Source organism: Bacteroidota bacterium (assembly GCA_016713925.1).
GTDB lineage: Bacteria > Bacteroidota > Bacteroidia > AKYH767-A > OLB10 > JAJTFW01.
The window spans coordinates 1035958-1060148 of record JADJOH010000008.1 but is presented as its reverse complement, the minus strand read 5'-3'; the positions used below and the strand labels follow the sequence as shown (position 1 = coordinate 1060148).

Annotated in this window: 16 protein-coding genes and 1 pseudogene; 13 read left to right on the top strand and 4 right to left on the bottom strand. The window is 43.1% G+C overall.

Translation table 11 applies throughout. The features are described 5' to 3' along the window. Positions 1-428: 428 nt before the first annotated feature. On the bottom strand, positions 429-1694 hold the full coding sequence (locus IPJ86_18285; GenBank protein ID MBK7889168.1) for a leucyl aminopeptidase family protein: 1266 nt from the start codon (positions 1692-1694) through the stop codon (positions 429-431). A 296-nt stretch (positions 1695-1990) separates the two neighbouring features. Between IPJ86_18285 and mqnC the strand changes: the two genes are divergently transcribed. The 4 genes and pseudogenes from mqnC to IPJ86_18265 all read left to right on the top strand — a co-directional run bounded on the left by mqnC (position 1991) and on the right by IPJ86_18265 (position 7640). After that, positions 1991-3115: a dehypoxanthine futalosine cyclase gene (mqnC, locus tag IPJ86_18280; protein ID MBK7889167.1), complete on the top strand. Its 1125-nt coding sequence runs from the start codon at positions 1991-1993 to the stop codon at positions 3113-3115. 36 nt (positions 3116-3151) lie between these two features. Further along, positions 3152-5770: a gliding motility-associated C-terminal domain-containing protein gene (locus IPJ86_18275; protein ID MBK7889166.1), complete on the top strand. Its 2619-nt coding sequence runs from the start codon at positions 3152-3154 to the stop codon at positions 5768-5770. Position 5771: 1 nt separating this feature from the next. After that, a pseudogene (gene kdsB / locus IPJ86_18270) lies at positions 5772-6517 on the top strand (3-deoxy-manno-octulosonate cytidylyltransferase). 70 nt (positions 6518-6587) lie between these two features. Beyond that, positions 6588-7640, top strand: coding sequence for a hypothetical protein (locus tag IPJ86_18265; GenBank protein ID MBK7889165.1), 1053 nt, complete (start codon positions 6588-6590; stop codon positions 7638-7640). 96 nt (positions 7641-7736) lie between these two features. Here the strand turns inward: IPJ86_18265 and IPJ86_18260 are convergent, their stop codons facing one another. Continuing rightward, positions 7737-9860, bottom strand: coding sequence for a RecQ family ATP-dependent DNA helicase (locus tag IPJ86_18260; protein ID MBK7889164.1), 2124 nt, complete (start codon positions 9858-9860; stop codon positions 7737-7739). Between the two features lie 228 nt (positions 9861-10088). Between IPJ86_18260 and IPJ86_18255 the strand changes: the two genes are divergently transcribed. From IPJ86_18255 to lptB, 7 genes are all read left to right on the top strand, one after another. Continuing rightward, positions 10089-11054, top strand: a complete 966-nt coding sequence (locus tag IPJ86_18255) for a KpsF/GutQ family sugar-phosphate isomerase (protein MBK7889163.1) — start codon at positions 10089-10091, stop codon at positions 11052-11054. A 59-nt stretch (positions 11055-11113) separates the two neighbouring features. Continuing rightward, positions 11114-11923, top strand: coding sequence for a twin-arginine translocase subunit TatC (gene tatC / locus IPJ86_18250; GenBank protein ID MBK7889162.1), 810 nt, complete (start codon positions 11114-11116; stop codon positions 11921-11923). 85 nt (positions 11924-12008) lie between these two features. Then, positions 12009-12353, top strand: coding sequence for a carboxymuconolactone decarboxylase family protein (locus tag IPJ86_18245; GenBank protein MBK7889161.1), 345 nt, complete (start codon positions 12009-12011; stop codon positions 12351-12353). A gap of 38 nt (positions 12354-12391) precedes the next feature. Beyond that, positions 12392-13330, top strand: coding sequence for a carboxypeptidase-like regulatory domain-containing protein (locus IPJ86_18240; GenBank protein MBK7889160.1), 939 nt, complete (start codon positions 12392-12394; stop codon positions 13328-13330). Continuing rightward, positions 13314-14189: a hypothetical protein gene (locus IPJ86_18235; protein ID MBK7889159.1), complete on the top strand. Its 876-nt coding sequence runs from the start codon at positions 13314-13316 to the stop codon at positions 14187-14189. Before IPJ86_18240 ends, IPJ86_18235 begins: the two co-directional genes overlap by 17 nt. Beyond that, on the top strand, positions 14140-14859 hold the full coding sequence (locus IPJ86_18230; GenBank protein ID MBK7889158.1) for a hypothetical protein: 720 nt from the start codon (positions 14140-14142) through the stop codon (positions 14857-14859). Before IPJ86_18235 ends, IPJ86_18230 begins: the two co-directional genes overlap by 50 nt. Before the next feature lie 45 nt (positions 14860-14904). Then, on the top strand, positions 14905-15630 hold the full coding sequence (lptB, locus tag IPJ86_18225; GenBank protein MBK7889157.1) for an LPS export ABC transporter ATP-binding protein: 726 nt from the start codon (positions 14905-14907) through the stop codon (positions 15628-15630). 247 nt (positions 15631-15877) lie between these two features. On the opposite strand, the gene IPJ86_18220 is transcribed toward lptB, so the two are convergent. Next, positions 15878-16768 (bottom strand): phosphoribosylformylglycinamidine synthase subunit PurS, encoded by an 891-nt coding sequence (locus IPJ86_18220; GenBank protein MBK7889156.1) that lies wholly within the window; start codon positions 16766-16768, stop codon positions 15878-15880. Further along, complete coding sequence (locus IPJ86_18215) at positions 16765-17427, bottom strand: CDP-alcohol phosphatidyltransferase family protein (GenBank protein MBK7889155.1); 663 nt, start codon at positions 17425-17427, stop codon at positions 16765-16767. The genes IPJ86_18220 and IPJ86_18215 overlap by 4 nt, the downstream gene beginning before the upstream one ends. A gap of 305 nt (positions 17428-17732) precedes the next feature. On the opposite strand from IPJ86_18215, the gene IPJ86_18210 reads away from it, so the two are divergent. Both IPJ86_18210 and IPJ86_18205 read left to right on the top strand, forming a co-directional pair. After that, a complete protein-coding gene (locus IPJ86_18210) occupies positions 17733-18794 on the top strand; it encodes a PorV/PorQ family protein (protein ID MBK7889154.1) in 1062 nt (353 codons plus the stop codon). Positions 18795-18805: 11 nt separating this feature from the next. Next, entirely contained in the window at positions 18806-23833 is a 5028-nt protein-coding gene (locus IPJ86_18205; GenBank protein MBK7889153.1) for a hypothetical protein, read from the top strand. Positions 23834-24191 lie beyond the last annotated feature (358 nt).

Sequence of the window (24191 nt, the reverse complement as noted above, 5' to 3'; positions counted from 1 at the left end):
AGTTTCACGCGGATCCCGATAATTATCGGGAGCAGAGACACAGAGTTTCTAATTCAAAATTATCAGGCAGACTAAAGTTTAGTATTTGCTCACTGTATCTCAACCGTATCTCAACCGTATCTCAACTCTATCTCAACTGTATCTCAACTCTATCTCAACCTATCTCAACCGAATCTCAACCGTATCTCAACCGTATCTCAACTCTATCTCAACTCTATCTCAACTGTATCTCAACTCTATCTCAACCTATCTCAACCGTATCTCAACCGTATCTCAACCGTATCTCAACCGTATCTCAATCGTATCTCAACTCTATCTCAACTGTATCTCAACCGTACCTCAACCGTACCTCAACCTGCCTCAAACAACATCTACTCACATAAACGTATATCTAAGTATATCTAAGTATATCAACGTATATCCCTTCTTCACTCTACAATTTTCCGGAAGTACTCAAACAACAACCGCACACCCACACCTGTACCATTTTTCCCTCTGTAGGAGTCATTTGATTTACTGAAGGCCGGAGCGGCGATATCAAAGTGCATGTATGGATAATCCACAAACTGCTTGAGGAATCTGCCGGCAGTAATCGCACCGGCACTGGCTCCGCCTACATTTTTTATATCGGCAATATCTGATTTAATCATTTCATCGTACTCTTCCCAGAATGGAAATTCAGCCAGACGTTCGTACACATTATTTCCTGCTTCGTGCAATGCTCTTCGGGTACTCTCATCTACATCACCCATACAGACAATTCCCTGCGGACCTATAGCTGCTGCTGCGGCACCGGTTAAGGTGGAAAACTCCAACACTTGCTCGGGCTTGAATCGTTTTGCATAATGCAGGGCATCGGCAAGAATGAGTCGTCCTTCTGCATCGGTATTGAGCACTTCTACTGTCTTTCCGCTCATCATGGTAATCACATCTCCCGGCACATAGGCGTCGCCGTCAGGACGATTATCCGTTGCAGGAACGAGACCAATGACGTAGAGAGGCAGCTTCGCTTTTGCAATCGCGTACATCGCACCGCCAACTGCTGCACCTCCGCCCATATCGCATTTCATATAGTCCATGGAATTGGGTGTAGGCTTCAGACTCATTCCTCCGGTATCGTACACGACGCCCTTTCCAACCAGCACATACGGTTTTTTATTCACCGCATTTTTTGGCTTCCATTCCATGATAGTAAAGGTGGGAGGTTGTGGACTACCCAGATTTACGGCGAGTAATCCACCCATCTTCAATTGACGAATTTTGGATTTATTCAACACCTGCACCCGAAATCCGGCTTCCTTGCCCATATGATAGAACTGACGACCGAATTCTGTGGCATTTAAGAACGATTGAGGTTCATTCACCAGATCTCTCGCTCTAAACACCGCTTCATTCAGAATATTCTGACGCTGCACATCTTTGTCTGTCAAACCTTTAACATCAAAAAGCAAGGATTTTACCACATGTTCTTCCTTCTTTTTTGCTGTCCGGTATTTCAGAAACTGATAGCCTCCCAATACGAAGCCTTCACCGAAAGCCAACGCAATGGCAGCATCCATCGTGCTACTTACTGTAACCACCTCATGTTTAGCAGCTTGGCATCTCTGAAAAAAGGCAGCCCCGGCCTTCCGGGCGTTCTCCAAACGGGTAGGAAGTGGCTTATCCTCCCCCTCCAGCTTTTGGAGGTAAATCATTCTGCTATATTTATTTACAGCAATAAATTTCTTTTCAGCCTTTAGTTCTTCCTTCACAAAGGCTAATTCCGGCTTTGAAAACAATTTTTCAGAGAAATCACCATTTCCGTTGAAGAGAACAAGGAGATGCCCATCTTTACGAGAGGCTGACAAGCGCTTAAGTGTGATCTGCATAGAGTTGCGTAAATTTGAGCGGATGAAATTAATGAAAGCCTTTATCTTCATCAAACCATTCAGCGGATTGCTCATAACTTTTCGCAGGATAAAAGGTTATTAAAGGCCGGAGAACGAATAAAATGAACAGCGAACTTCTATTGCAAAAAGCATTACGCATGGATTTCCTCACAGCAAATGAGGGGAAATATCTCTTTGAACATGTACCTACTTCCGAGTTGATGTATGTAGGAAATGAATTGCGTAAGATTCACAAACCTGAAAACAAAGTAACATGGATCATTGACAGAAATGTGAACACGACGAATGTCTGCATTGCGAATTGCAAGTTCTGCAACTTCTATCGTATACCCGGGCATGCCGAGTCGTACATCACCGATATTGAGCAATACAAAACTAAAATTGAAGAGACTTTTCGTCTGGGAGGTGAGCAATTACTCCTGCAAGGTGGTCATCATCCTGATTTAGGATTAAAATTTTACACCGACCTCTTCCGTCAGCTAAAGAAATTATATCCTGCGCTCAAATTACATTCATTGGGTCCACCGGAAGTTGCACATATTGCCAAGCTGGAAGGAAAAACACATACCGAAGTATTGACTGCGTTGAAAGAGTCGGGATTGGATTCCTTGCCCGGTGCAGGAGCTGAAATTCTGAATGACCGGGTACGACGCATGATCTCGAAGGGAAAATGCTCCGGCAGAGAATGGCTGGATGTAATGAGAGCGGCACACCAACTGGACATCACTACCTCAGCGACCATGATGTTCGGACATATTGAAACATTGGAGGAGCGCTTTGAACATCTCGTCTGGTTACGGGAAGTGCAGGCAGAGAAACCGAAAAACTCGAAAGGATTTATCGCCTTTATACCCTGGCCCTTTCAGGATGAAGGCACAATGTTGAGAAGAGTAAAAGGAATCCGTAATTCGGTGAGTGGAGATGAGTATATTCGTATGATCGCCATCAGCCGTATCATGCTGCCCAATATCACCAATATTCAGGCTTCCTGGCTAACGGTTGGAAAAGAGATTGCACAAGTATGTTTGCATGCCGGTGCCAATGATTTTGGGTCGATTATGATTGAAGAAAATGTGGTTTCCGCTGCCGGTGCTCCTCACCGCTTTACCAGCAACGGCATTCAAGAGGCTATCAGAGAAGCAGGATTTGAACCCGCCCTGCGCAATCAACAATATGAATACAGGGATGTCCCTGAAATGATCGAACAACAAGTGATTACCTATTAAGCAACATCCACCCCTGATCTCCGTTAAAATTAAAATATGATTATTGTTAAATTAAAGGGATTTCTCCTGTTTTTACTTGCGGCGTTACTGCTTTATAGTGAAAACGCCACTGCGACGCATAATCGTGCCGGTGAAATTACCTATGTAAAACTGAGCACGTATACTTACAGTGTAAAAATTGTTACCTATACAAAGACTTCCAGTCCTGCAGATCGACCGGAGCTTGAATTCTGGTGGGGAGATGGTTCACGGGATACTATTCCAAGGCTTAGTATTGATTTCAACGTGGGTCCCGATATTCAAAGAAACATTTATGTCAGAACGCATGTGTACCCCGGAACAGGAAGTTATATCATGTATTTTTTAGATGAGAACAGAAATGCGAATGTGATCAACATTCCGGGATCTGTTAATATTCCTTTTTATGTGCAGACACAGTTAATTATTTCACCTGCTTTTCTCACCAATTCCTCTCCACAACTGCTGCAGCCACCCATTGATGATGGTGCCGTCAACCGCTTGTTCATACATAATCCGAATGCATATGATCCGGATGGGGATAGCCTTTCCTATGAGCTGGTTCCATGCAAAGGTTTTGGTGGTTCACCAATACCTACTTTCTTTTATCCTCCTGCCAGCACTTCTTTTACGTTAGATGCAATAACGGGAGATCTGATATGGGATAGTCCGATGCAACAGGGAGAATTCAACGTGGCGATGATCATCAGAGAATGGAGGAATATTCCGGGTATAGGTTTGTTAAACATCGGCTATGTGACCCGCGATATGCAGATCACCATTTACCCTCCTATCAATGATCCTCCTGTTTTCTCCACGATCATTGATACCTGCGTAGAAGCGGGGAATGTGCTCGCCTTTACCGTTTCTGCCACCGACATCACTTCCACCGAAACGATAACCTTAACTGCCAAAGGCGGACCTTTTGAAGTAACCGTGAGTCCCGCGAATTTTACCTCGACACCCAATACAGGAAGTACTACCGGCGACTTTACCTGGAACACTAACTGTGCGCATGTACGAAAAGCGCCTTATACTGTTGTATTCAAAGCCGAAGATAACAACGCGCAGATACAGTTAGCGGATCTGGAATCAATGTTTATCACGGTGGTAGGACCTTCTCCAAAAAATCCGACATCCGCACCTTTGGGAAGCAGTCTCATCCTGAACTGGGATCAGAGTGCCTGTACAGAAGCAGTAGGTTATCATATCTACCGTCGTATCGGCTCCTATGGTTTCATTCCTTCGTACTGTGAAACCGGCGTTCCTGCATATACCGGATATGTCAGAATTGGCTCCGTGAACGGATTGGGAACAACAACTTTTACAGATAATAACAATGGTGCCGGTCTGGCTATTGCGGTGCAGTACTGCTACATGGTCACTGCATTTTATCCCGACGGCGCGGAGAGCTATGCTTCCGTAGAATTTTGCAACCGCCTCAACCGCGACTTACCGGTGATTACGAATGTTGACGTGAACAGTACGGATGCTGCTACCGGTCAGGTGTATGTGGCCTGGGGCAAGCCGGTCGATATTGATCCTACTCAGATGCCCGGACCCTACCGCTATGAATTGCAGCGGGCAGATGCATCCGGAAATTTTGTAACCATTGCCACCTTCACTGACCTTAACGATACCACCTTTAACGACAACGGACTCAATACTACGGCTGTTCAATACCGTTATAGGGTTCAATTCTGGAACGACACTCCCGGGAATGTATTCTCCGCCGGATTTTCGCAAATAGCCTACAGCGTCTATCTCTCCATCGCTCCCGGAGATGAGAAGAATAATCTAGGCTGGAATGTAAATGTCCCCTGGACCAACACGCAATACGTGATCTACCGAGAAAATGCTCCCGGCGTATTTGATTCCATCGGCTTTACTTCAGATGTGCAGTATGTAGATGACTCGCTCAACAACGGACAAAACTATTGCTATTATGTAAAAAGCGTGGGTGCTTATCAGGACACCGGACTTGTGGATCCTATCATCAACAAATCGCAAATTTTCTGCAGTACCCCTGTTGACAATGAACCGCCTTGTCCTCCACTGATTGCCAACGGACCTAATTGTCCCCAACTCAAAGACACCATCAGCTGGCAAATTGACATCAGTTGCGCCTACGATATCGCCTCTTATCAGATTTATTATGCACCCGCCGGAAGCAATAGTTATTCTCAGGTGGGATCAGTTCCTGCCGGCACTTTCAGCTACATTTATAGCGGAGATGGAAGTATAGCAGGATGTTATTATATCACCGCCACTGACTCCACCGGCAATGAAAGTGATTCGAGCAATATAGTTTGCACCGAAAGTTGTCCGGATTATGTGCTGCCCAACATTTTCACTCCCGACGGCAATTTCATCAATGACATCTACCATCCTATCCTTCCCTATCGTGATGTGAAAGATGTTGAAATGACCATATTTAATCGCTGGGGGGACAAGATTTTCGAAACGACAGATCCGGATATCAACTGGAACGGCAAGCGCAACAATGACGGCGAAGAATCCCCCGACGGCGTTTATTTCTACGTATGTAAAGTCAATGAAATTCGATTGTCGGGAGCAGTGGAACAACGTGTTTTGAAAGGCATCATTCATCTTACCCGGGGACCTGTCAGCAAATAGGATGAAAGTACTTGGTGTAATTCCGGCACGCTATGCCTCCACCCGTTACCCGGGAAAACCACTCGCCTTGATTGCGGGAAAAAGCATGATCCATCGGGTATACGATCAGGCGAAACTGGCGGGGTCATTGACAAAAGTTATCGTTGCTACTGACGATAAGCGGATATACGATGCCGTTATCTCCTTTGGCGGAGAAGTGGTAATGACCGATGCCGGACATCCTTCCGGAACGGATCGTTGTGCAGAAACATTGCTGGCTTGCGGAGAAAAATTTGATGCCGTCATCAATATTCAGGGAGACGAGCCCTTCATACACCCCGGACAAATTGATCTTGTTTCGGGCTTATTGCGTGAAGGCGGAGCAGAGATTGCTACACTGGTAAAAAAAATTCAAAGCCATGCTGAACTCTTCAATGTGAATTCGCCAAAAGTTGTTTTATCGGCGAATGGAGATGCTTTATATTTTCCAGGCAGGTCATTCCTTATTTAAAAGGTGTTTCGGAATCTGATTGGCATAACAGGCATACCTATTTTAAACATATTGGCATTTATGGGTATGCAGCAGCCATTCTTCCAAAGCTCGCTGAATTAAAACACGGTAAACTCGAAATGGCTGAATCGTTAGAACAATTGAGGTGGCTGGAAAATGGTTTTAAGATAAAAACAGCGGTCACGGAATTTGAAACGATAGCAGTGGATTCACCCGATGATCTGGTAAAAGCGGAAGAATTCGCCACCCAATTGTAGTAAGCCTTCGCCCACATTCTTTGAATTTATTTTCAAGATGTGCTATCTTAGCACTCTGAAGCCACCAAATTTGCGTACTGCACTATATATCAGCGAATTACTTTACACCAACGATTGTGTGATCATTCCCGGACTTGGGGGATTTGTTGCCAATACGCGGTCGGCTTTCCTTAATCCTGCGCAGCATACCTTTAGTCCACCTTCCCGTAAACTGGCCTTCAATGCAAGTTTGCGGACGAATGATGGTTTGCTTGCACATCACCTTTCCAAGCGTTCCGGTATCACTTACGGAGAAGCACTTACCGAAATAAAAATATTTGTAGAAGACATTTTCAACAGATTATCATCCGGTGAGCAAGTCTGGATTGAAAAAATAGGAGCGCTTACTTTTGATAAGGAACAACGCATTCAATATGAGCCGGATCTCACTGAAAATTACCTGACCGATTCCTTTGGCTTAGTGAGTATCCATTCTCCTGCAATTCGCCGGGAAGAAACGGCTAAAGTCAAGAAACTGGTAGTTAGAAAAGAGAAAAAATCGCGTCAGGGCTGGCGGTTAATGGAATTAATTCCGGCAGCTGCTGTACTTGCACTACTCGTTTTTAATCCACGTATCATTCAGCAGTTGAACACGGGTTTGGCGGAAATTATTCCCGTAAAAGAAATCTTTCATCAACCGGAAGCGCTCTATCCGGTTGTTACGGAAGATTCGATTTTAATTGAACGGGCGATGGAAGAACAACTTCAGGAAGAAAGTACTCCCTTAGAAGTCCCTTCAGAAACAGCAGCACCCGCAGCTGAAGTTATCGAACCAGCACCGATTGACTCCACCAAAGTGGAAGAAGTGGTGAAAGAGGTAGCAACGATTTCCGAAACAAAAAACACGAAACATTCAGGAGCTACTTTTTACATTGTTGGCGGATGTTTTCGCATCGAAGAAAATGCAATCAAGCTGGTGGAAGAAGCGAACCTTTTAGGTTATGAAGCATCCCTGCTGGGCAAAAATGAAAGGGGCTTACATGTAGTCAGTCTTTATTCCTCCGGCAACATGAATGACATTCAGCAACACCTCAGCGAAATTCAGGTCGGTTTTGAAAAAGGTGCCTGGGTGTTGGTGAAATAGTAGCCATCATAATTTATTTCGGTTTAACTCCGTTCCTTCGTAAAACAAAAAAGCCCCGACGTTTCCGATGGGGCTTTCACTAGTTATTCGTTGTAATTAATTTCCGACTTCACTCATAAATTTGATACGCATCAATCTGACTTCTTCTTCGGTATATTCATTTTCACCGAGTTCATTGATGGCACTTTCTATCGAATCATTTTCGGCAGTTTTGAAATAATCAAAAACCTCATCCTGACGCTCCTCGTCAATCACTTCATTGATATAATACTGTATATCGATTCTGGTTCCGGAGGCAACAATGCTTTCAATCTCACCGATGATATCCTTCATCTTCATTCCCTTGGCATCGGCCATATCTTCCAGAGAAATTTTACGATCAATATTCTGAATGATATACACCTTTAATCCACTCTTATTGACAACGCTCTTCACCACGAGGTCCATGGGACGCTCAATTTCATTCTCCTCCACGTACTTTTTAATCATATCGATGAAAGGTTTACCGTATTTAGCAGCTTTTCCTGCTCCAACGCCGGTAATATTTTTCAATTCATCAATGCTGATCGGATAATTCGTCGCCATCTCCTCGAGGGAGGGATCCTGAAACACGACAAAGGGAGGAAGATTTTTCTGCTTCGCCACATTCTTACGCAGCGTCTTCAGCAATTCAAATAAATGCTCATCCGCTGCTCCACCGCCAGCACCACCTGAAAACTCATCGTCCTCATCGGTCTCGGTGTCTTCAAAATTAGCATCAAGAGAAATCTTGAATGGAGTGGGATTCTTTAAATACTTATGACCATCATCACTCAACTTGAGTAATCCGTAATTATCAATATCCTTTGTCAATAAGCCGGCAAGAATCGCCTGACGAACCAGTGCGGTCCAGAAGCGATCACCTCTGTCAACACCTTCGGCAAAGACTTCCAGCTTATCGTGCTTATAATTTTTAACCTGCTGATCTACTTTTCCGATCAACACATTCACCACATGCTCCGACTGATGTTTTTCTTTCACCAGTAAAATCGTTTCGAGCAAAAGACTTAATTCATCCTGTACTTCTATCAATGGTTTCGGATGCAGACAATTATCACAACTGCCACAATTATCCTGATCATAACGCTCGCCAAAATAGTTGAGCAAAACGCGACGACGACAAACGGTTGTCTCTGCATAGCCCACTGTTTCCAGCAGCAACTGCTTTCCGATTTCCTGTTCGGCCACCGGCTTACCTTTCATAAACTTCTCCAGCTTTTCGATATCCTTATAGCTGTAGAAAGTCACACATCTCCCTTCACGTCCATCTCTTCCGGCACGACCGGTTTCCTGATAATATCCAGCGATCGTGGCAACGATGACATCAATCTCTTCCATCAAAAATTTATCCTGATGAGAAGCGCGTGTTCCGGCGTCGAGTCCGGCATGATAAGGCAAGGCACGAATTCCATTCACAGAAAGCGTAGAAGCCACTTCCTCCACCTTCTTACGGCTGAGGCAATAGATAATTCCGGATTTACCGGGATGTTGCTTCACGAATTTAATCATCTCCTTCAGCACATTCAGCTTCGGGCGGATTTCATAATAAAGGTTAGGGCGATTAAAAGATGCTTTAAAAACTTTAGCATCCATCATGCCCAGATTCTTCTGAATATCGGCTTGCACTTTTTCGGTAGCGGTAGCCGTTAGAGCGATGACAGGAAACTCTCCTATTAAATCAATAATGGGTCGGAGGCGACGGTATTCCGGACGGAAGTCATGACCCCACTCCGAAATACAATGTGCTTCATCGATCGCGAAAAATGAAATATTAACTTCTTTCAGAAACTTTACATTTTCATCCTTGGTCAACGACTCAGGAGCAACATAGAGCAACTTCGTCTTACCGGCTTTCATGTCCTTACGCACTCTGGCAATCTCAATCTTCGTAAGAGAAGAATTTAAAAAATGCGCGACACCATCATCGGTATTGAAACCACGAATTGCATCCACCTGATTCTTCATCAAGGCAATCAATGGTGAAATGATTATAGCGGTACCTTCGCTCATTAAAGCGGGCAACTGATAACACATGGATTTGCCACCACCGGTAGGCATGATTACGAAAGTATTCTTCCCTTCAAGTACATTACGGATAACAGCTTCCTGCTCTCCCTTGAAAGAATCGTAACCAAAGTATTTAATTAACGCCTCTGACAGCGTATTTTCTGCAACTAACATTTAACGGGAAATTTAAGGACTGCGAATTTAAGTTATTTTTGGGCCGGATCCGAGATAATATTTCATAAAAAACTACAGGTTCATTACGAATTCATACTGTTTAGGCCAATATAACAACATTGTAACGGTGAAGATATTGTATTGTATTGAATAAAACAAGTAAAAGATGACAGGGTTTCAACCATTGAAAATAAATTTATATGATCTTCGTCAAATCAAAATCAAAAGATGCTTAGCGATAAAAAAATTATTTCATTAGCAAGAAACACTTTAAAGCTCGAAGCAGATGCCATTACCGGATTATCTGCTTTTGTGGGAAAAGATTTTGTAGCCGTTGTAAAGATGATTCATGGTTCCTCCGGAAGAGTGATCGTGAGCGGAATCGGAAAATCAGCCATTATCGCCAATAAAATGGTAGCCACCTTTAATTCGACCGGCACGCCTTCGATCTTTTTACATGCTGCCGATGCCATTCACGGGGATTTGGGAATGATACAACGAAATGACGTCGTGATCTTAATCTCCAACTCCGGTAATACTCCTGAAATCAAAGTTTTAGCCCCGTTCATCAAGAGCGGTGGAAATAAGTTGGTGGCCATGGTGGGGAAAACGGATTCCTTTTTAGCACAACACGCTGACTATGTTCTCTCTACAAGTGTCGACAAAGAAGCTTGTCCCCATAATCTTGCCCCAACCAGCAGTACAACGGCTCAATTGGCTTTAGGCGATGCACTGGCAGTGTGTTTATTGGAGATGAAAGGGTTTACGGCATTGGATTTCGCAAAATTTCATCCCGGTGGCGCACTCGGCAAACGCCTCTACCTCAAAGTGGAAGACGTTTTCCCGGGTACCCCTCAACCGATTGTTTCTCCTCAGGCCCCCTTGACTGAAATCATCTTCGAAATCTCTTCCAAACGTCTGGGAGCCACCGCTGTAGTACAAAAAAATAAGTTATTGGGAATTATCACCGATGGTGACTTGCGCAGAATGATGCAAAAGAATACCCGCTTTGAAAAATTAAAAGCAATTAACATCATGACCAAATCACCCAAAACTGTCGAACGAAACACCATGGCGGTTGAAGCCCTGGCCCTGATGAAAACACACAATATCACACAACTGGTCGTTACCGATGGAGAAAAGTTCCTTGGCTTTGTTCACCTTCATGATTTGCTGAAAGAAGGGATTATTTAAAATCAATGCCGATGTACTTAAAAAATTTAATTATTTAACTAAACGCATGAACTAATTGAATGAAAGAGCCACATGAAATGACTTTTCTTGATCATCTGGAAGCCCTCCGCTGGCATCTGGTACGTTCTGCTGCAGTAATTCTTGTGATTGCGATAGTGGCTTTTATGAATAAAGAAATTGTTTTTGACGGCATTATCATGGCGCCAAAAAACACTGACTTCCTAACCTATAGAGTTTTATGTGATTTATCGGCGCGGTATAATCTTGACATGTGTCTGGATAAAGTGGATTTCAGTGTCGTAAATCTGAACATCAGCGGTCAATTTACCACGCATATGTGGATTGCCTTCATGGCCGGCTTTGTTCTGGGATTTCCCTATCTGATTTGGGAGATATGGCGCTTTGTTAAACCGGCACTTTCCGCTAAAGAGATTAAATATTCAAAAGGAATAGTATTCTTTACTTCTCTACTTTTTATGTTGGGCATCAGCTTTGGCTACTTTATCATCACCCCGCTTTCTATTAATTTCCTGGGGAACTATAAGGTAAGCGAAGAAATTGCAAACTCCATCAGCATGGATTCCTATATCAATACGGTGACCGTTCTTTCCATGTCGACCGGCATTGTGTTTGAGTTACCCATGGTCGTGTATTTCCTCAGTAAACTGGGGGTTCTCACACCTGCCTTCATGCGACAATACCGTAAGCATGCCATGGTACTGAACCTGATCATTGCTGCCTTGATCACTCCATCTCCCGACATCACGAGCCAGCTCATGGTAGCCATTCCACTTTTTCTGCTCTATGAAATCAGTATCTATGTATCAAAGATGGTAGCTACTGAACGTGCAAAGGCCATCGCCGTTTAAAACCGTTTTACGCCATGATTTTGTCATTTCAGAAAAATCTTGCCGTTAATTGATTGTTGAACCGTAATTTCGCAAGAACATACCTATGACCACAGTAAAAGATTTCAATGCCTACCGTGAAAAGATGAACGGTAAGATTCTTGAGCAAGGCAACCTCAACATGAAACGTTTTTTTGCACTGGACACTTCCACTTATCAGGAAGGTGCATTGGATGTTAAAACCAAGGAATTACTCGGATTAGTAGCTTCCATGGTGCTTCGGTGCGACGATTGTATTCGCTACCACCTTGGCAAGTGCAGAGAACAGGGAGTGACGACGGATGAATTGTTTGAAGCGTTTTCTATCGCCAACCTGGTCGGAGGCAGCATTGTTATTCCACATACCCGCAGAGCCCTGGAGTTCTGGGAAGAACTGATAACCTTAGACTAAAATTCACGTTAAAACAGATAAATAATTTATTAAGATTTATGCTTCAACGTTTGCATTATTTTTATTTGATCATTTTTGTTTTCAGCACTTTCGCTGCAAATGCACAGCAAACGAAAATTACCGGTAAAGTTACGGATGAATTAACCAACGAGCCTATCCCATTTGCCACCGTTGTTTTCAAAGGAACCACCATCGGAGTGAATACCGACTTCGACGGGAAATATATCATCTCCACAGACACACCTGGCGATTCGATAATTTGTACGCTGGTAGGTTATAAAACCGTGAAGATGCGTGTGAAGAAGGGACAAGAGCAGGTGATCAATATCGTTTTAAAAGCAAGTAAAGTCGAATTGCAGGAAGTCGTGATTAAAGCCGGAGAAAATCCCGCCAACATCATCCTCAAAAATATTATCCGTAAAAAAGACGAGAACGATCCCACCAAACTCGAATCCTATCAGTACGAAGTCTACAACAAACTGGAATTTGATTTGACCAATATCAGCCAGAAAATGAAAGGCAATAAATTATTAAAACCTTTTGCATTTGTTTGGGATAACATCGACAGTACAGAAACAAACAGTAAACCCTTTCTTCCCTTTTTCATTTCGGAAACCTTATCCGATATCTATTTTAAAAACAATCCACAGAATAAAAAAGAAATCATCAAAGCCAGCAAGGTCTCCGGACTGGAAAACGCTTCTGTCACGCAGTTTCTCGGAGACATGTACCAGCGGGTGAATATCTACAGTAACTTCATTGATCTCTTTGGCAAAGGATTTATCAGTCCTATTTCTGATCTCGGACTTGTTTACTACCGCTACTACCTGCTCGATTCCACCTTTATCGATGATCAATGGTGTTATAAATTAAAATTCAAACCACGTCGTCCGCAGGAATTAACCTTTAGCGGCGAATTCTGGGTACACGATACGACCTGGGCCGTGAAAAAAAATATCGATGCGTATTGCGCATGATGCCAACATCAACTGGGTAGAAGATATGGCGGTAGTACAGGAATATGTGAGGGTAGATAACAAGCAATGGATCATGTCCAAAGATATGCTGGTTTTGGATTTTGCTACCAGAGAGAACGGCATGAGTTTTATCGGAAGGAAGACGACATCCTACAAAAAAATTCTCATCAATCATGATATTCCGGATGAGATTTTTAAAGGGACAGAAAATATTGTTGTCAGTGAAGATGCGTTGGCGCGAACGGCGGATTTCTGGGATGAGTCGAGGCATGATTCGCTGGCGGAGCGGGAATTGAAAATCTACCATATGGTCGACACGATAAAAACATTGCCGGCCTTTAAAACGTATGTAGATCTCATCACTCTCTTCTTCACCGGCTATAAGGACATCGGCTTAATTGAACTCGGTCCTTATTATACGCTCTACAGTTATAATCCCATTGAAGGAAACCGCTTCCGTGTCGGCTTACGTACCAGTGATGATTTAAGTACAAAAATTCAACTGGAAGGTTATCTTGCCTACGGATTGAAGGATGAAAAATTCAAATATATGGGTGGTTTTAAATATAAAATCTCCTCCAAGCCCCGGCAATTCGCAGGATTAAAATACCGGTTCGATGTAGAGCAACTCGGACAAAGTGACAATGCATTTCAGGACGACAACATTCTCTCTTCTTTGTTCAGAAGAAATCCGGCTACAAAATTAAATACCTCTGAAAGCCAGAAAGCCTGGTATGAAATCGAGTGGTTTCCCGGACTCTCCAACAAAGTCACCTTTACGCACAATGAGTTTGTTCCCATTGGAGATCTTGACATCAGTTACTTCGCTGACGATAGTCGTACCGTCATTAAAAAATAATTTTACCACCACATCGGTTTCTTTCTTTACGCGCTTTGCTTACAGAGAAAAATTTGTAGCAGGCAAAGTGGATCGCATCAGTTTAGGCAGCGATTATCCCACGATACAAATCAATTATACAAAAGGATTTAAAGGATTTTATGAAGGAGATTTCAACTTCGATAAATTATCCATCCGCATAGACGACCGCTTAAAGCTCGCGCCTTTTGGTTATACGTACTGGGTTTTGAGTGCAGGAAGAACATGGGGGAAAGTCCCCTACCCTTTGCTGGAGATTCATCCGGGCAACGAGACTTATTTTTATGATTATGCTGCATTTAATATGATGAATTTCTTTGAATTTGTAAGTGATTATTATTTCAGCGGATACGCTACCCATCACTTTGACGGATTCTTCCTGGATAAAATTCCATTGCTAAGAAAGTTAAAATGGAGAGAGGTGGCACAGGTAAAAGCAGTTTGGGGAGAATTGCAAAATTCCAACCTGAATTTACAAACGGACAACACGCTGTTTTATTCCCTCAATAAAAAGCCCTATGTAGAGATGGGTTTAGGCGTTGAAAACATCTTCAAAGTTTTCCGCATGGACTTTCTCTGGCGGATGAGCTATCTGGAAAACCCTGATATCTCCAAGTTCGGGTTCCGTGGAAGTTTCCAACTGACCTTCTAGAGCAAATTTACACCCCTTCATTTCTTTAATCACTACCTTCGCCGCATGTCCATTCTCCGAAGCGATCATTTGGTAAAACGATACAAACGCCGTACGGTCGTGGATAACGTTTCCATCCGGGTGGAACAAGGAGAAATTGTGGGATTACTCGGCCCCAACGGTGCCGGCAAGACCACTACTTTTTACATGACAGTGGGATTGATTAAACCCAACGAAGGCTATATATTTCTTGACGATAAAGATATCACGAAGGAACCCATGTATAAAAGGGCGAAGATGGGCATCGGCTATCTGGCGCAAGAAGCTTCTGTTTTCAGGAAGTTAAGTGTAGAAGATAATATTAAGTCGGTGCTGGAGATGTCCGGCTTATCAAAAAAGGATCAGGAAATAAAAGTAGAATCCTTACTGGAAGAATTTGGCCTTGTAAAAATCCGGAAGAGCAGAGGCGATGTACTTTCCGGAGGAGAAAGGCGAAGAACAGAAATTGCGCGATGCCTCTCCGTAAACCCGAAATTCATTTTATTGGACGAACCATTTGCAGGAGTAGATCCCATTGCTGTAGAAGACATTCAGAGCATCATTCATAAACTGAAAGAAAAAAACATTGGCATTCTCATCACTGATCACAATGTTCACGAAACCTTAAACATCACCGATCGCGCCTACCTCCTCTTTGAAGGAAGAATTTTAAAAGAAGGTACCGCCCAGGACCTCGCCAACGATGAACAGGTGCGAAAAGTTTACCTCGGGAAGAATTTTGAATTGAGGTGAAAAAAAATTCTTCTTATCAAAATACTGATCGGGAGGAAGTAAATTCGTTTTTCACATCAGGATTTAGTTTGAATTAATGAGTTGTTGAGTTATTGAATTGATGAATGTTTTGGAATGGATGCTACTTTCTTGTTTTAAAAAAAGTCCTCCGTGATCCTTCGTGTCCTTAGTGCCGTGGTTACAATGATAGTTTCTATCAAGACTAGAATCTCTATGAACTATCGTGGTTCCTAAAATCAGTTTTTACTTAATGCTCTTCAGGTGCAAGAATTCCTGCTTCAATTTTTATGGGAAGAGCATTTTCTTTAGGAGGAATAGGACAGGAGTATTTCGTGCTATACGCGCAATAAGGATTATAGCTTTTATTAAAATCGATCAGCATCGAATCGCCTTCCGGAAGTTGTAAATCGATATATCGTCCGCCACCATAACTTTCAAAGCCATTGGTTTTATCGGTGAAAGGAAGAAATAAATGATCTTTATATTCTTCCTTTTCAAGGAGGGAAATATTCTGATAAGCATATAAAAAATAAGCGGTGTCCCGAATGCTGAATGTCAGCTTGTATAGTTTTCTGTATTCAGGGGTGCGATCGGTGGTGGTACGCATCTTAAAAACTTCAGGTTTCTCTAAACGTTCTGCTTTGGCCGGAATGCAATAGCGGGAATCGAAAGGAAAAAAATGATGTCCCTGAAAAGTAAGGGCGCGATCCTTTCCCAGCGGCGATGTTTCCACATTGCGGTAATCATCATCCAGCTCCTTTCTGAATTTTTGAACCGCTTCTTCAAATCCCGAAGTGTCGGATTGTGCAAAAACAGCCGTTCCGAAAAAGCAGCAACAAACGACTATCAGGAAATATTTCATCTTAAGAAATTCTGATGAAAAATTATCAAGCTTGCTCCAACTGAAACTCGTAAGTTTCCATGATTGGATTTGACAGTAATTTTTGCAGGCAATATCTACCTTTTCAGTAGCTTCTTCTTTATTTGATGCCTCTACTTCCAGCGTAATATGCTTTCCAATTCTTACATTTCCTATTTCAGGAAGGTTCAGATTTTTCATGCCGGCACTTACTGCTCTTCCTTGTGGATCCAATAATGCTTTTTGCGGCATGACATTAATATGGGCGTTAAATTTCATTTTCTTATTTTATCAGGTGGTAGTATCAGCGACAAAATTACATAGAAAACAATGATCAACGGCGGGGCGGCATAACGGAAAACAATTCCAAGCAAAATGCTGCCTGTCAGCAGGAAATATGGCCCCTTATTACTTTTTAAATCAAAGGATTTGAACTTTAGAGCGATCAAAGGAATTTCAGCGATCAAAAGGAAAGCACTCACAACTGCAAATAGGATCAGAAATAAAGGATGGTAAATCAAGGTAGAAAGTCCGAACTCATCGTGGCTCAGAATTAGGGGAAACGAAATGATCATCAGCGCATTAGCGGGAGTTGGAAGTCCGATAAAATACGAAGCCTGACGGGGATCGATATTAAACTTGGCCAGACGCAGGGCTGAAAATAAGGTGACAATGAACATCGAATACTGTCCGGCCAACAGGAGATTTTCATCGGCTTCGGAAGAAGAGGATCCCATGTAAAAAATGGTAAAAAGAATCATCCCCGGCACCACGCCGAAGCTCACCATGTCCGCCAATGAATCCAGTTGTTTCCCCAACTCAGAATAGGCCTTCAGCGCCCGGGCGGCAAATCCATCGAAGAAATCAGCAACAATAGACAGGAGCACATACAGCCCGGCCAACTCCATTTTCGCATTGAATACAGCAACAATCGCCATGCACCCGAAGAGCAGGTTTAATAGTGTTAACAGATTAGGCAGATGGCGCACGGTTGCGAAGATATTGCATTTCAGGAGAAGGCCTGCTCCTGGTGTTACCGGTGATAAAAAGAAGATGTTAATATTTTACTTTTCACCCACCCTTTTAAAGATAAAACCTGCTTACTTTTGAGTAACAGAACCTTTACCCTCTTACAGACGTAAAACCAATTATACCGGAATATACTTTTTATTCAGGTATATCGTTTCTACCGGTATCCAAACCTATGCAGACAACAACCAAATATTTCCTGTTCATCATCCACATGCTGATGGTGATTCCCGCTACGCTTACTGCCCAAGCGCCAAAATACAGTAATGAGTTTTTAGCCATCGGCGTTGGTGCCCGTGGGCTTGGCTTAAGCGGTGCTATGTCAGCCATTGTTGATGACGCCACTGCCGGCTACTGGAATCCTGCAGGACTCACGCGCGTAAAAGGGAATTTGCAAATCGCCCTGATGCATAGTGAGTATTTCGCCGGTATTGCCAAATACGCTTTCGGTGCCTTTGCTGCCCCCATAGATGAAACAAGAACCATAGGGGTATCCGTCATTCGCTTCGCCATTGATGACATTATTGACTCCACCGACTTAATTGATAAAGACGGTAACATCGACTACGACCGTCTGAAATCATTTTCATCGGCCAACTATGCCTTCTTATTTTCTTATGCACAAAAAATGAAAATTGAAGGATTGAGTATTGGCGGAAATGTGAAAGTAGTCCACCGGAAAGTAGGAGATTTCGCCAAGGCCTGGGGCTTCGGTCTCGATGCAGGTGCACAATATGAAAGGGGCAAGTGGAGATTTGCTGCTACAGGAAAAGACATCACCTCCACGTTTAATGCATGGTCATACAACACCGAAAGCCTGGAAGCAGTTTTCAATCAAACCGGCAATGAAATTCCTGAAAATGGTTTAGAAGTCACCTTACCACGACTCATATTAGGTACTGCTTATAAAACAGGTATCACAAAAAAAATATCAGTCCAGCCTTCATTGGATCTGGACATCACCTTTGATGGCAAAAGAAATGTACCTGTGAAAACAGATGTGGTGAGTATAGATCCGAAGATAGGTCTTGAATTTGCCTACGATGATTTCATTTTTCTGCGTGCCGGTTTGGGCAACATTCAATCGGTAAAAAATATCGATGCGAGTACTTCCACTACCGCGCAGCCCAATATAGGAGTCGGACTCCGGCTTAAGAATGTAAGTATTGATTATGCCCTCACCAATATCGGTAACACATCTGAATCCCTCTATTCAAATGTATTCTCGATTCGCCTGAGCATCTTTAAACAAAAGACCGCGTCAGTCACTAAGTAAAAAGAGTTACTATGAAAAAATTTTACACCCTCGTCCTATTCCTACTCATTGCCACTTCATCTGCAAATGCGCAGCCCTACGGAAATGAATGGATTGCTTTCACCAATGGCCAGGCACTCTCCACGCAGCAATATTTCCGCATCAGTATTTGGAAAGAAGGTATCTATAGAGTTACCTACAACGACATGCAGAACACCGGCGTTCCTGTCAGCTCCTGGTTTAGTCCGGATCGTTATCAGATGTACCATCGCGGAAAGGAGCAATTTATAAGAGTAGAAGATGCGAATGCGGATAATATTTTTGGTCCCGGCGATTATCTGGAATTTTATGGGAAGGGCAATGATGGGGCATACGACGCCAAACTCTATGATGTACCGGAAAGTCAGGCCAATCCTTATTATAGTTTGTACAATGACACTTCTGCCTACTTCCTGACCTATTCGCCATTTTCTACCAACAACAGAAGAATGCCGGTAGTAAATGACAATAATTTCAGCGCTTATACACCGGAAGCCCATTTTCTGAAAGAAGAAATTAAAGTCTATGGGAGTGAATACAATATTGGCTGGAGAGATTTTAATGATATCGCCGACAATTCCTTTACCGAAGGAGAAGGTTTTTTATCCAACAGAATCAGCAAGCAGGCTCCTTTTGATGTAAATTTCACCATTGGAAAGTTCCTCTCATCAGGACCGCAGCCGACAGTTGAAACGATGATCATGGGAGCTAACGCCAACGCCCATCCATATATATTTAAAAGTGCGGGCACGCAAATCTTTGATACGATTTTCTACGCTTACGAATTGGTAAAGCATCAGTTTGGCATCAGCAACCTTCCTGCATCCGGGGCTTACACCTTTCAATTCGCTCCACAAAACGACCCTACCTTTGCCGGCAATCTGAATTACATGCAGATGGCGTATACGAAGTTGCGGTATCCCCGTTCCTTTGATTTTAACGGTGACGCCTTACCGATGAGTATGATTGTGAATGGTACCGCATCAAAGATTTTATTGCAGATGTCGAATGTAAATGCCGCTTCACCACGACTATACATCATTAGTGGTGATACTGTCAAAATTGTAAACACCGGTACCTCAGGAAATCTGCTGCAGGCCATCATCCCTATCAACGGAACCGAACAGAAATGCTTATTGACTGACAATAGCCTGGTTTTTAATTATGCCGGCAACATGGAACTGAAGACAGTAAATACGGATACAGACCCGAATAAATACGCACGGTTTAACAATTTCACAGAACAGGGTGCAGGGAAAGACTTTCTCATCATATCACACAAAGCCATATGGAATGGTGCAACAAGTTATGCCGGTTATAGAAATTCGAAAGGATATAATGTACTGCTTGCGGATATTGATGAACTCTATGACCAGTTTGCCTGGGGAATAAAAAAGCATGTTTTATCCATTCGCAATTTCTCCGATCAGCTGCTTGACAATATCACGCCAAAGCCGAAGTATTTACTGCTGTTGGGTAAATCAGTATTATCACAAAATTCCAGAGGAGGAAATGCCTATAACCAAAACTTCATTCCGACCTATGGGGAACCTGCATCGGATCAAATCTACACCTCACAATTAAATACTCCCAACTTTGTTCCGGAGATGGCCACGGGAAGAATTTCAGCGCAGAATGAACCGGATGTAACGGCATACCTCGACAAACTTATTTCGTTTGAAAATCAGCAAAACTTTAATCCCGCACCATGGATGAAAAACATCCTGCATTTTGGCGGCGGAACTGACATTGGAGAACAGAATATCCTCTCCGGTAAATTGAGTATTTATAAAACAATAGTTGAAGACACCCTCTTTGGAGGTAACGTCACTACCATCTTAAAAAGTTCAACGGATCCTATTCAAATTAATCTCGGACAATACATTCAGCAACTCATTGACACCGGCTGTACGATGATGACCTTCTACGGTCATGCTGCAGGAACTTCATTCGATATTGCTACCGACGATCCGGAGAACTACAATAACAAAGACCGCTATCCGGTTGTACTTGCGCTTTCTTGTTTTGTGGGAGACGTGCATACTACCAGCAGGCTGCTCAATGAACGTTTTGTACTCACCCCTGATAAAGGGTCTATTGCATTCATCGCTGTTCCGGACAAAGGGCTTATAGATCCATTGGATGAATATTCGATACGCTTTCACGAAAACACTTTCCGTGAAAATTACGGTGAGGCATTGGGTGAGAATATGCGTAAAACAGTAGAGCAAATTATTGATGCTACTTTTGAACGCAAGAGCGTTTGCATGAACATGACCTTGCACGGTGATCCGGCTATCCATATGAATTCCTTTGAAAAGCCGGACTACAGTATTAACAACGAAGGAATATTTTTCGAGCCTTCCGTAGTCACAACGGAAACCGACACTTTTGCCGTGAAAGTAGTGATCAGTAATCTGGGCAAAAACACAGGCGACACCCTTCATCTGCTTATCAGCCGTACCATGCCCGATGGAAGTAAGCGTGACACGATAGTTCCGGTCCCCTACATTACTTACCGCGACACCTTCACTGTGGAGTTGCCCGTTGATTTCGCCAATGGTGCCGGCTTAAATTTATTTGAAGTAACCGTGGACATTTATAATGAAGTCGACGAAATTGACAACGTCGGTAACAATGTAGCCAATGCCCAATTACAGATCAACTCTACCGATATTAATCCTGTTTACCCACAGAAATACGGAATTGTTCCTAATGGTAATATAGTACTCAAAGCGACAACGGCTAATTTATTCGCAGCTCCCAAGAACTACCGGTTTGAAATTGACACTTCTTTTTTCTTTAATAGTCCGGTAAAACAATCCGGATTGGTCAGCAATGCCTTTGGTATTGTTTCCTGGACTGTACCCCAGCAAATAGATTCCAACGTTGCGTATTTCTGGAGAGTAGCCAATGATTCCATCATGGATCCGGATTCTGTCATCTCCTCTAAATACCAGTGGAAATCCAGTTCCTTCCTCTACAAACCGGGCGTGACGGGATGGTCGCAGTCGAACTATTACCAATTTAAAGAAAGTAATCTCGCCAATATGATCTGGCTGGACTCTATTCGCCAAACCAAGTTCATCTCCTCCAATTATTCATTGTTGATGACACATGAAATCAACCGTCCCAGCTATGAAATCAACGGAGTCAACATGGACTATGGCGGATGTACCGGAACTCCACAGATAGCCATTGCCGTTTTAGACTCTATCAACTTCGAGCAGCCCTGGATTGCGGATTCCTGTACCCGTAATTTTGGCAACTTCAATTACTATAGTTGTTTAACCAACAAAGGATGTGGATTCCGCACGCGGCCTGATAAATACTTCCTCTTTGATATGACTACGGCAGGAATCAACAGTCTCATCAACATGATGAATAACGAGATTCCTACAGGCAACTATATGCTCAGCTGGTGTACGTTCAGTGCGCCATTTGACACACTCACTCAGCTCGCTGCAGCATATAACGCCATTGGGGTACCGCAATTCGGATCTTTAAATACGGGCGATAAATTCATGATGTTCATGAAGAAGGGTGATCCTTCCACGCTCATCTTCAAAAGTGGTGTTTATCCTGACTCTTCCTTACGAATAGATTATTTGCTTACCCGAGATTGGGATAAAGGCTTTAAATCTTCCTCTGCTGCCGGTCCCGCCACTGCGTGGAAACAGTTGCATTGGGATTACGGACACCTGGAAAGCAGTCCATCTCCCGACAGCATCTATCTGCAGGTGTTTGGAATAGCCTCTACCGGCCAGGAAGTACTCCTCATTGATTCCATTGTAAGTACATCAACTGCTACAGACCTTAGTGCGATCAGTGCACAGCAATATCCTTATTTGCGCCTAAACGCTTATCTGCAGGATAGCCAGAACCGTACACCTCCACAAATTACCAAATGGCAGATTTATTATGATCCTGTTCCGGAAGGTGCTTTAAACACGAGCTACTATTCTTTCTACAGCGATTCAGTACAAGAGGGAGAGAACATCAATCTGAGTATGGCTTTTGAAAACATCAGCAATGTTCCTATGGACACTTTATTGGTTAACTATTTTGTTTATGATGCCTCCAATATTCGCAGAAACATATCTTCGGTAAGGCTTCACCGTGACTTACCTGCGGGAGATACAATAATGTGTAATATCAGCTTCAGCAGCATTTCAATGCAAGGCGCTAACCGACTTTGGATCGAGGCAAATCCCGACAAAGACCAACCGGAACAATACCATTTTAACAACATCACCAATCTCAAATTTGTTGTCACGCCTGATATTACCAATCCCTTACTGGATGTCACTTTCGACGGCATACATATCCTAAATGGAGATATCGTTTCGGCCAAACCCAATATCCTCATCAAATTAAAAGACGAAAACCGCTACATCGCGATCAACGATACATCTAATTTCAGAGTCACCTTGAGAACACCTTCCGGACAATTAAATTACTTGCATTTTGAACCGGCACAAGGAAGTAATTCCGGAAACGAGTTACTCGCATGGACACCGGCAATGCTTCCCAACAATAGCTTCCGTATTGATTACACTCCTTTTTTGAAAGAAGACGGCACTTATGAACTGACTGTGCAAGCGAAAGATGAAACAGGAAATCTGAGTGGTGCGAATGACTACAAAGTACAATTTGAAGTGATCAATCGTAGTACTATTACAGAAGTGGTTAATTATCCGAATCCGTTTAGTACTTCCACACGGTTTGTATTTGTATTAACAGGTGCTGAGGTGCCCACTGAATTCAAAATTCAGATCATGACGGTGAGTGGAAAAATTGTTCGTGAAATCATGAAAGAAGAACTCGGACCTATACGCATTGGAAGGAACATCACTGAATATGCATGGAATGGAAAAGATGAATTCGGAGATCAGTTAGCGAATGGCGTTTACCTCTATCGTGTGAACACCGGCATCAACGGTTCCGACATAGAGAAAAGAACTACAGCTGCGGATTCCTACTTTAAGAAGGGATGGGGAAAGATGTACCTGATGCGGTAGCGGATATCTTCTGATAGTAAGTGGATCTGTCTACCTATAGAGCTACCTGACTATGATAAAAAACTGCCTTCTTACCTTCTACACCAACGCAGCCCTTCGGGCTGCGTTGGTTTTATAGGGGGGAGCGGGCTTCCAGGTTACCTGTGGGTTGTGCCTACGGCACATACCCTCCATCTCCCATCCCGTAGGGATGAAACACCGGTAACACCGGTAACACCGGTACAACAACACACCCTCCATCTCCCATCCCGTAGGGATGTAACATAGCACAAGGTTGTGCAACCAAAAATACTATCTGACAGAGTACATAAGTAGAAAGTTGGCGTAGGATTGGACCGAAAAACGACTTCCCTCGAGA

Bases quoted from the DNA above. Each gene is read 5' to 3' on its own strand.
- IPJ86_18285 (MBK7889168.1), bottom strand. From the start codon at position 1,694: ATGATTTACCTCCAAAAGCTGGAGGGGGAGGATAAGCCACTTCCTACC.
- mqnC (MBK7889167.1), top strand. From the start codon at position 1,991: ATGAACAGCGAACTTCTATTGCAAAAAGCATTACGCATGGATTTCCTC.
- IPJ86_18275 (MBK7889166.1), top strand. From the start codon at position 3,152: ATGATTATTGTTAAATTAAAGGGATTTCTCCTGTTTTTACTTGCGGCG.
- IPJ86_18260 (MBK7889164.1), bottom strand. From the start codon at position 9,860: ATGTTAGTTGCAGAAAATACGCTGTCAGAGGCGTTAATTAAATACTTT.
- IPJ86_18255 (MBK7889163.1), top strand. From the start codon at position 10,089: ATGCTTAGCGATAAAAAAATTATTTCATTAGCAAGAAACACTTTAAAG.
- tatC (MBK7889162.1), top strand. From the start codon at position 11,114: ATGAAAGAGCCACATGAAATGACTTTTCTTGATCATCTGGAAGCCCTC.
- IPJ86_18245 (MBK7889161.1), top strand. From the start codon at position 12,009: ATGACCACAGTAAAAGATTTCAATGCCTACCGTGAAAAGATGAACGGT.
- IPJ86_18240 (MBK7889160.1), top strand. From the start codon at position 12,392: ATGCTTCAACGTTTGCATTATTTTTATTTGATCATTTTTGTTTTCAGC.
- IPJ86_18235 (MBK7889159.1), top strand. From the start codon at position 13,314: ATGCGTATTGCGCATGATGCCAACATCAACTGGGTAGAAGATATGGCG.
- lptB (MBK7889157.1), top strand. From the start codon at position 14,905: ATGTCCATTCTCCGAAGCGATCATTTGGTAAAACGATACAAACGCCGT.
- IPJ86_18220 (MBK7889156.1), bottom strand. From the start codon at position 16,768: ATGAAATTTAACGCCCATATTAATGTCATGCCGCAAAAAGCATTATTG.
- IPJ86_18215 (MBK7889155.1), bottom strand. From the start codon at position 17,427: ATGGCGATTGTTGCTGTATTCAATGCGAAAATGGAGTTGGCCGGGCTG.
- IPJ86_18210 (MBK7889154.1), top strand. From the start codon at position 17,733: ATGCTGATGGTGATTCCCGCTACGCTTACTGCCCAAGCGCCAAAATAC.
- IPJ86_18205 (MBK7889153.1), top strand. From the start codon at position 18,806: ATGAAAAAATTTTACACCCTCGTCCTATTCCTACTCATTGCCACTTCA.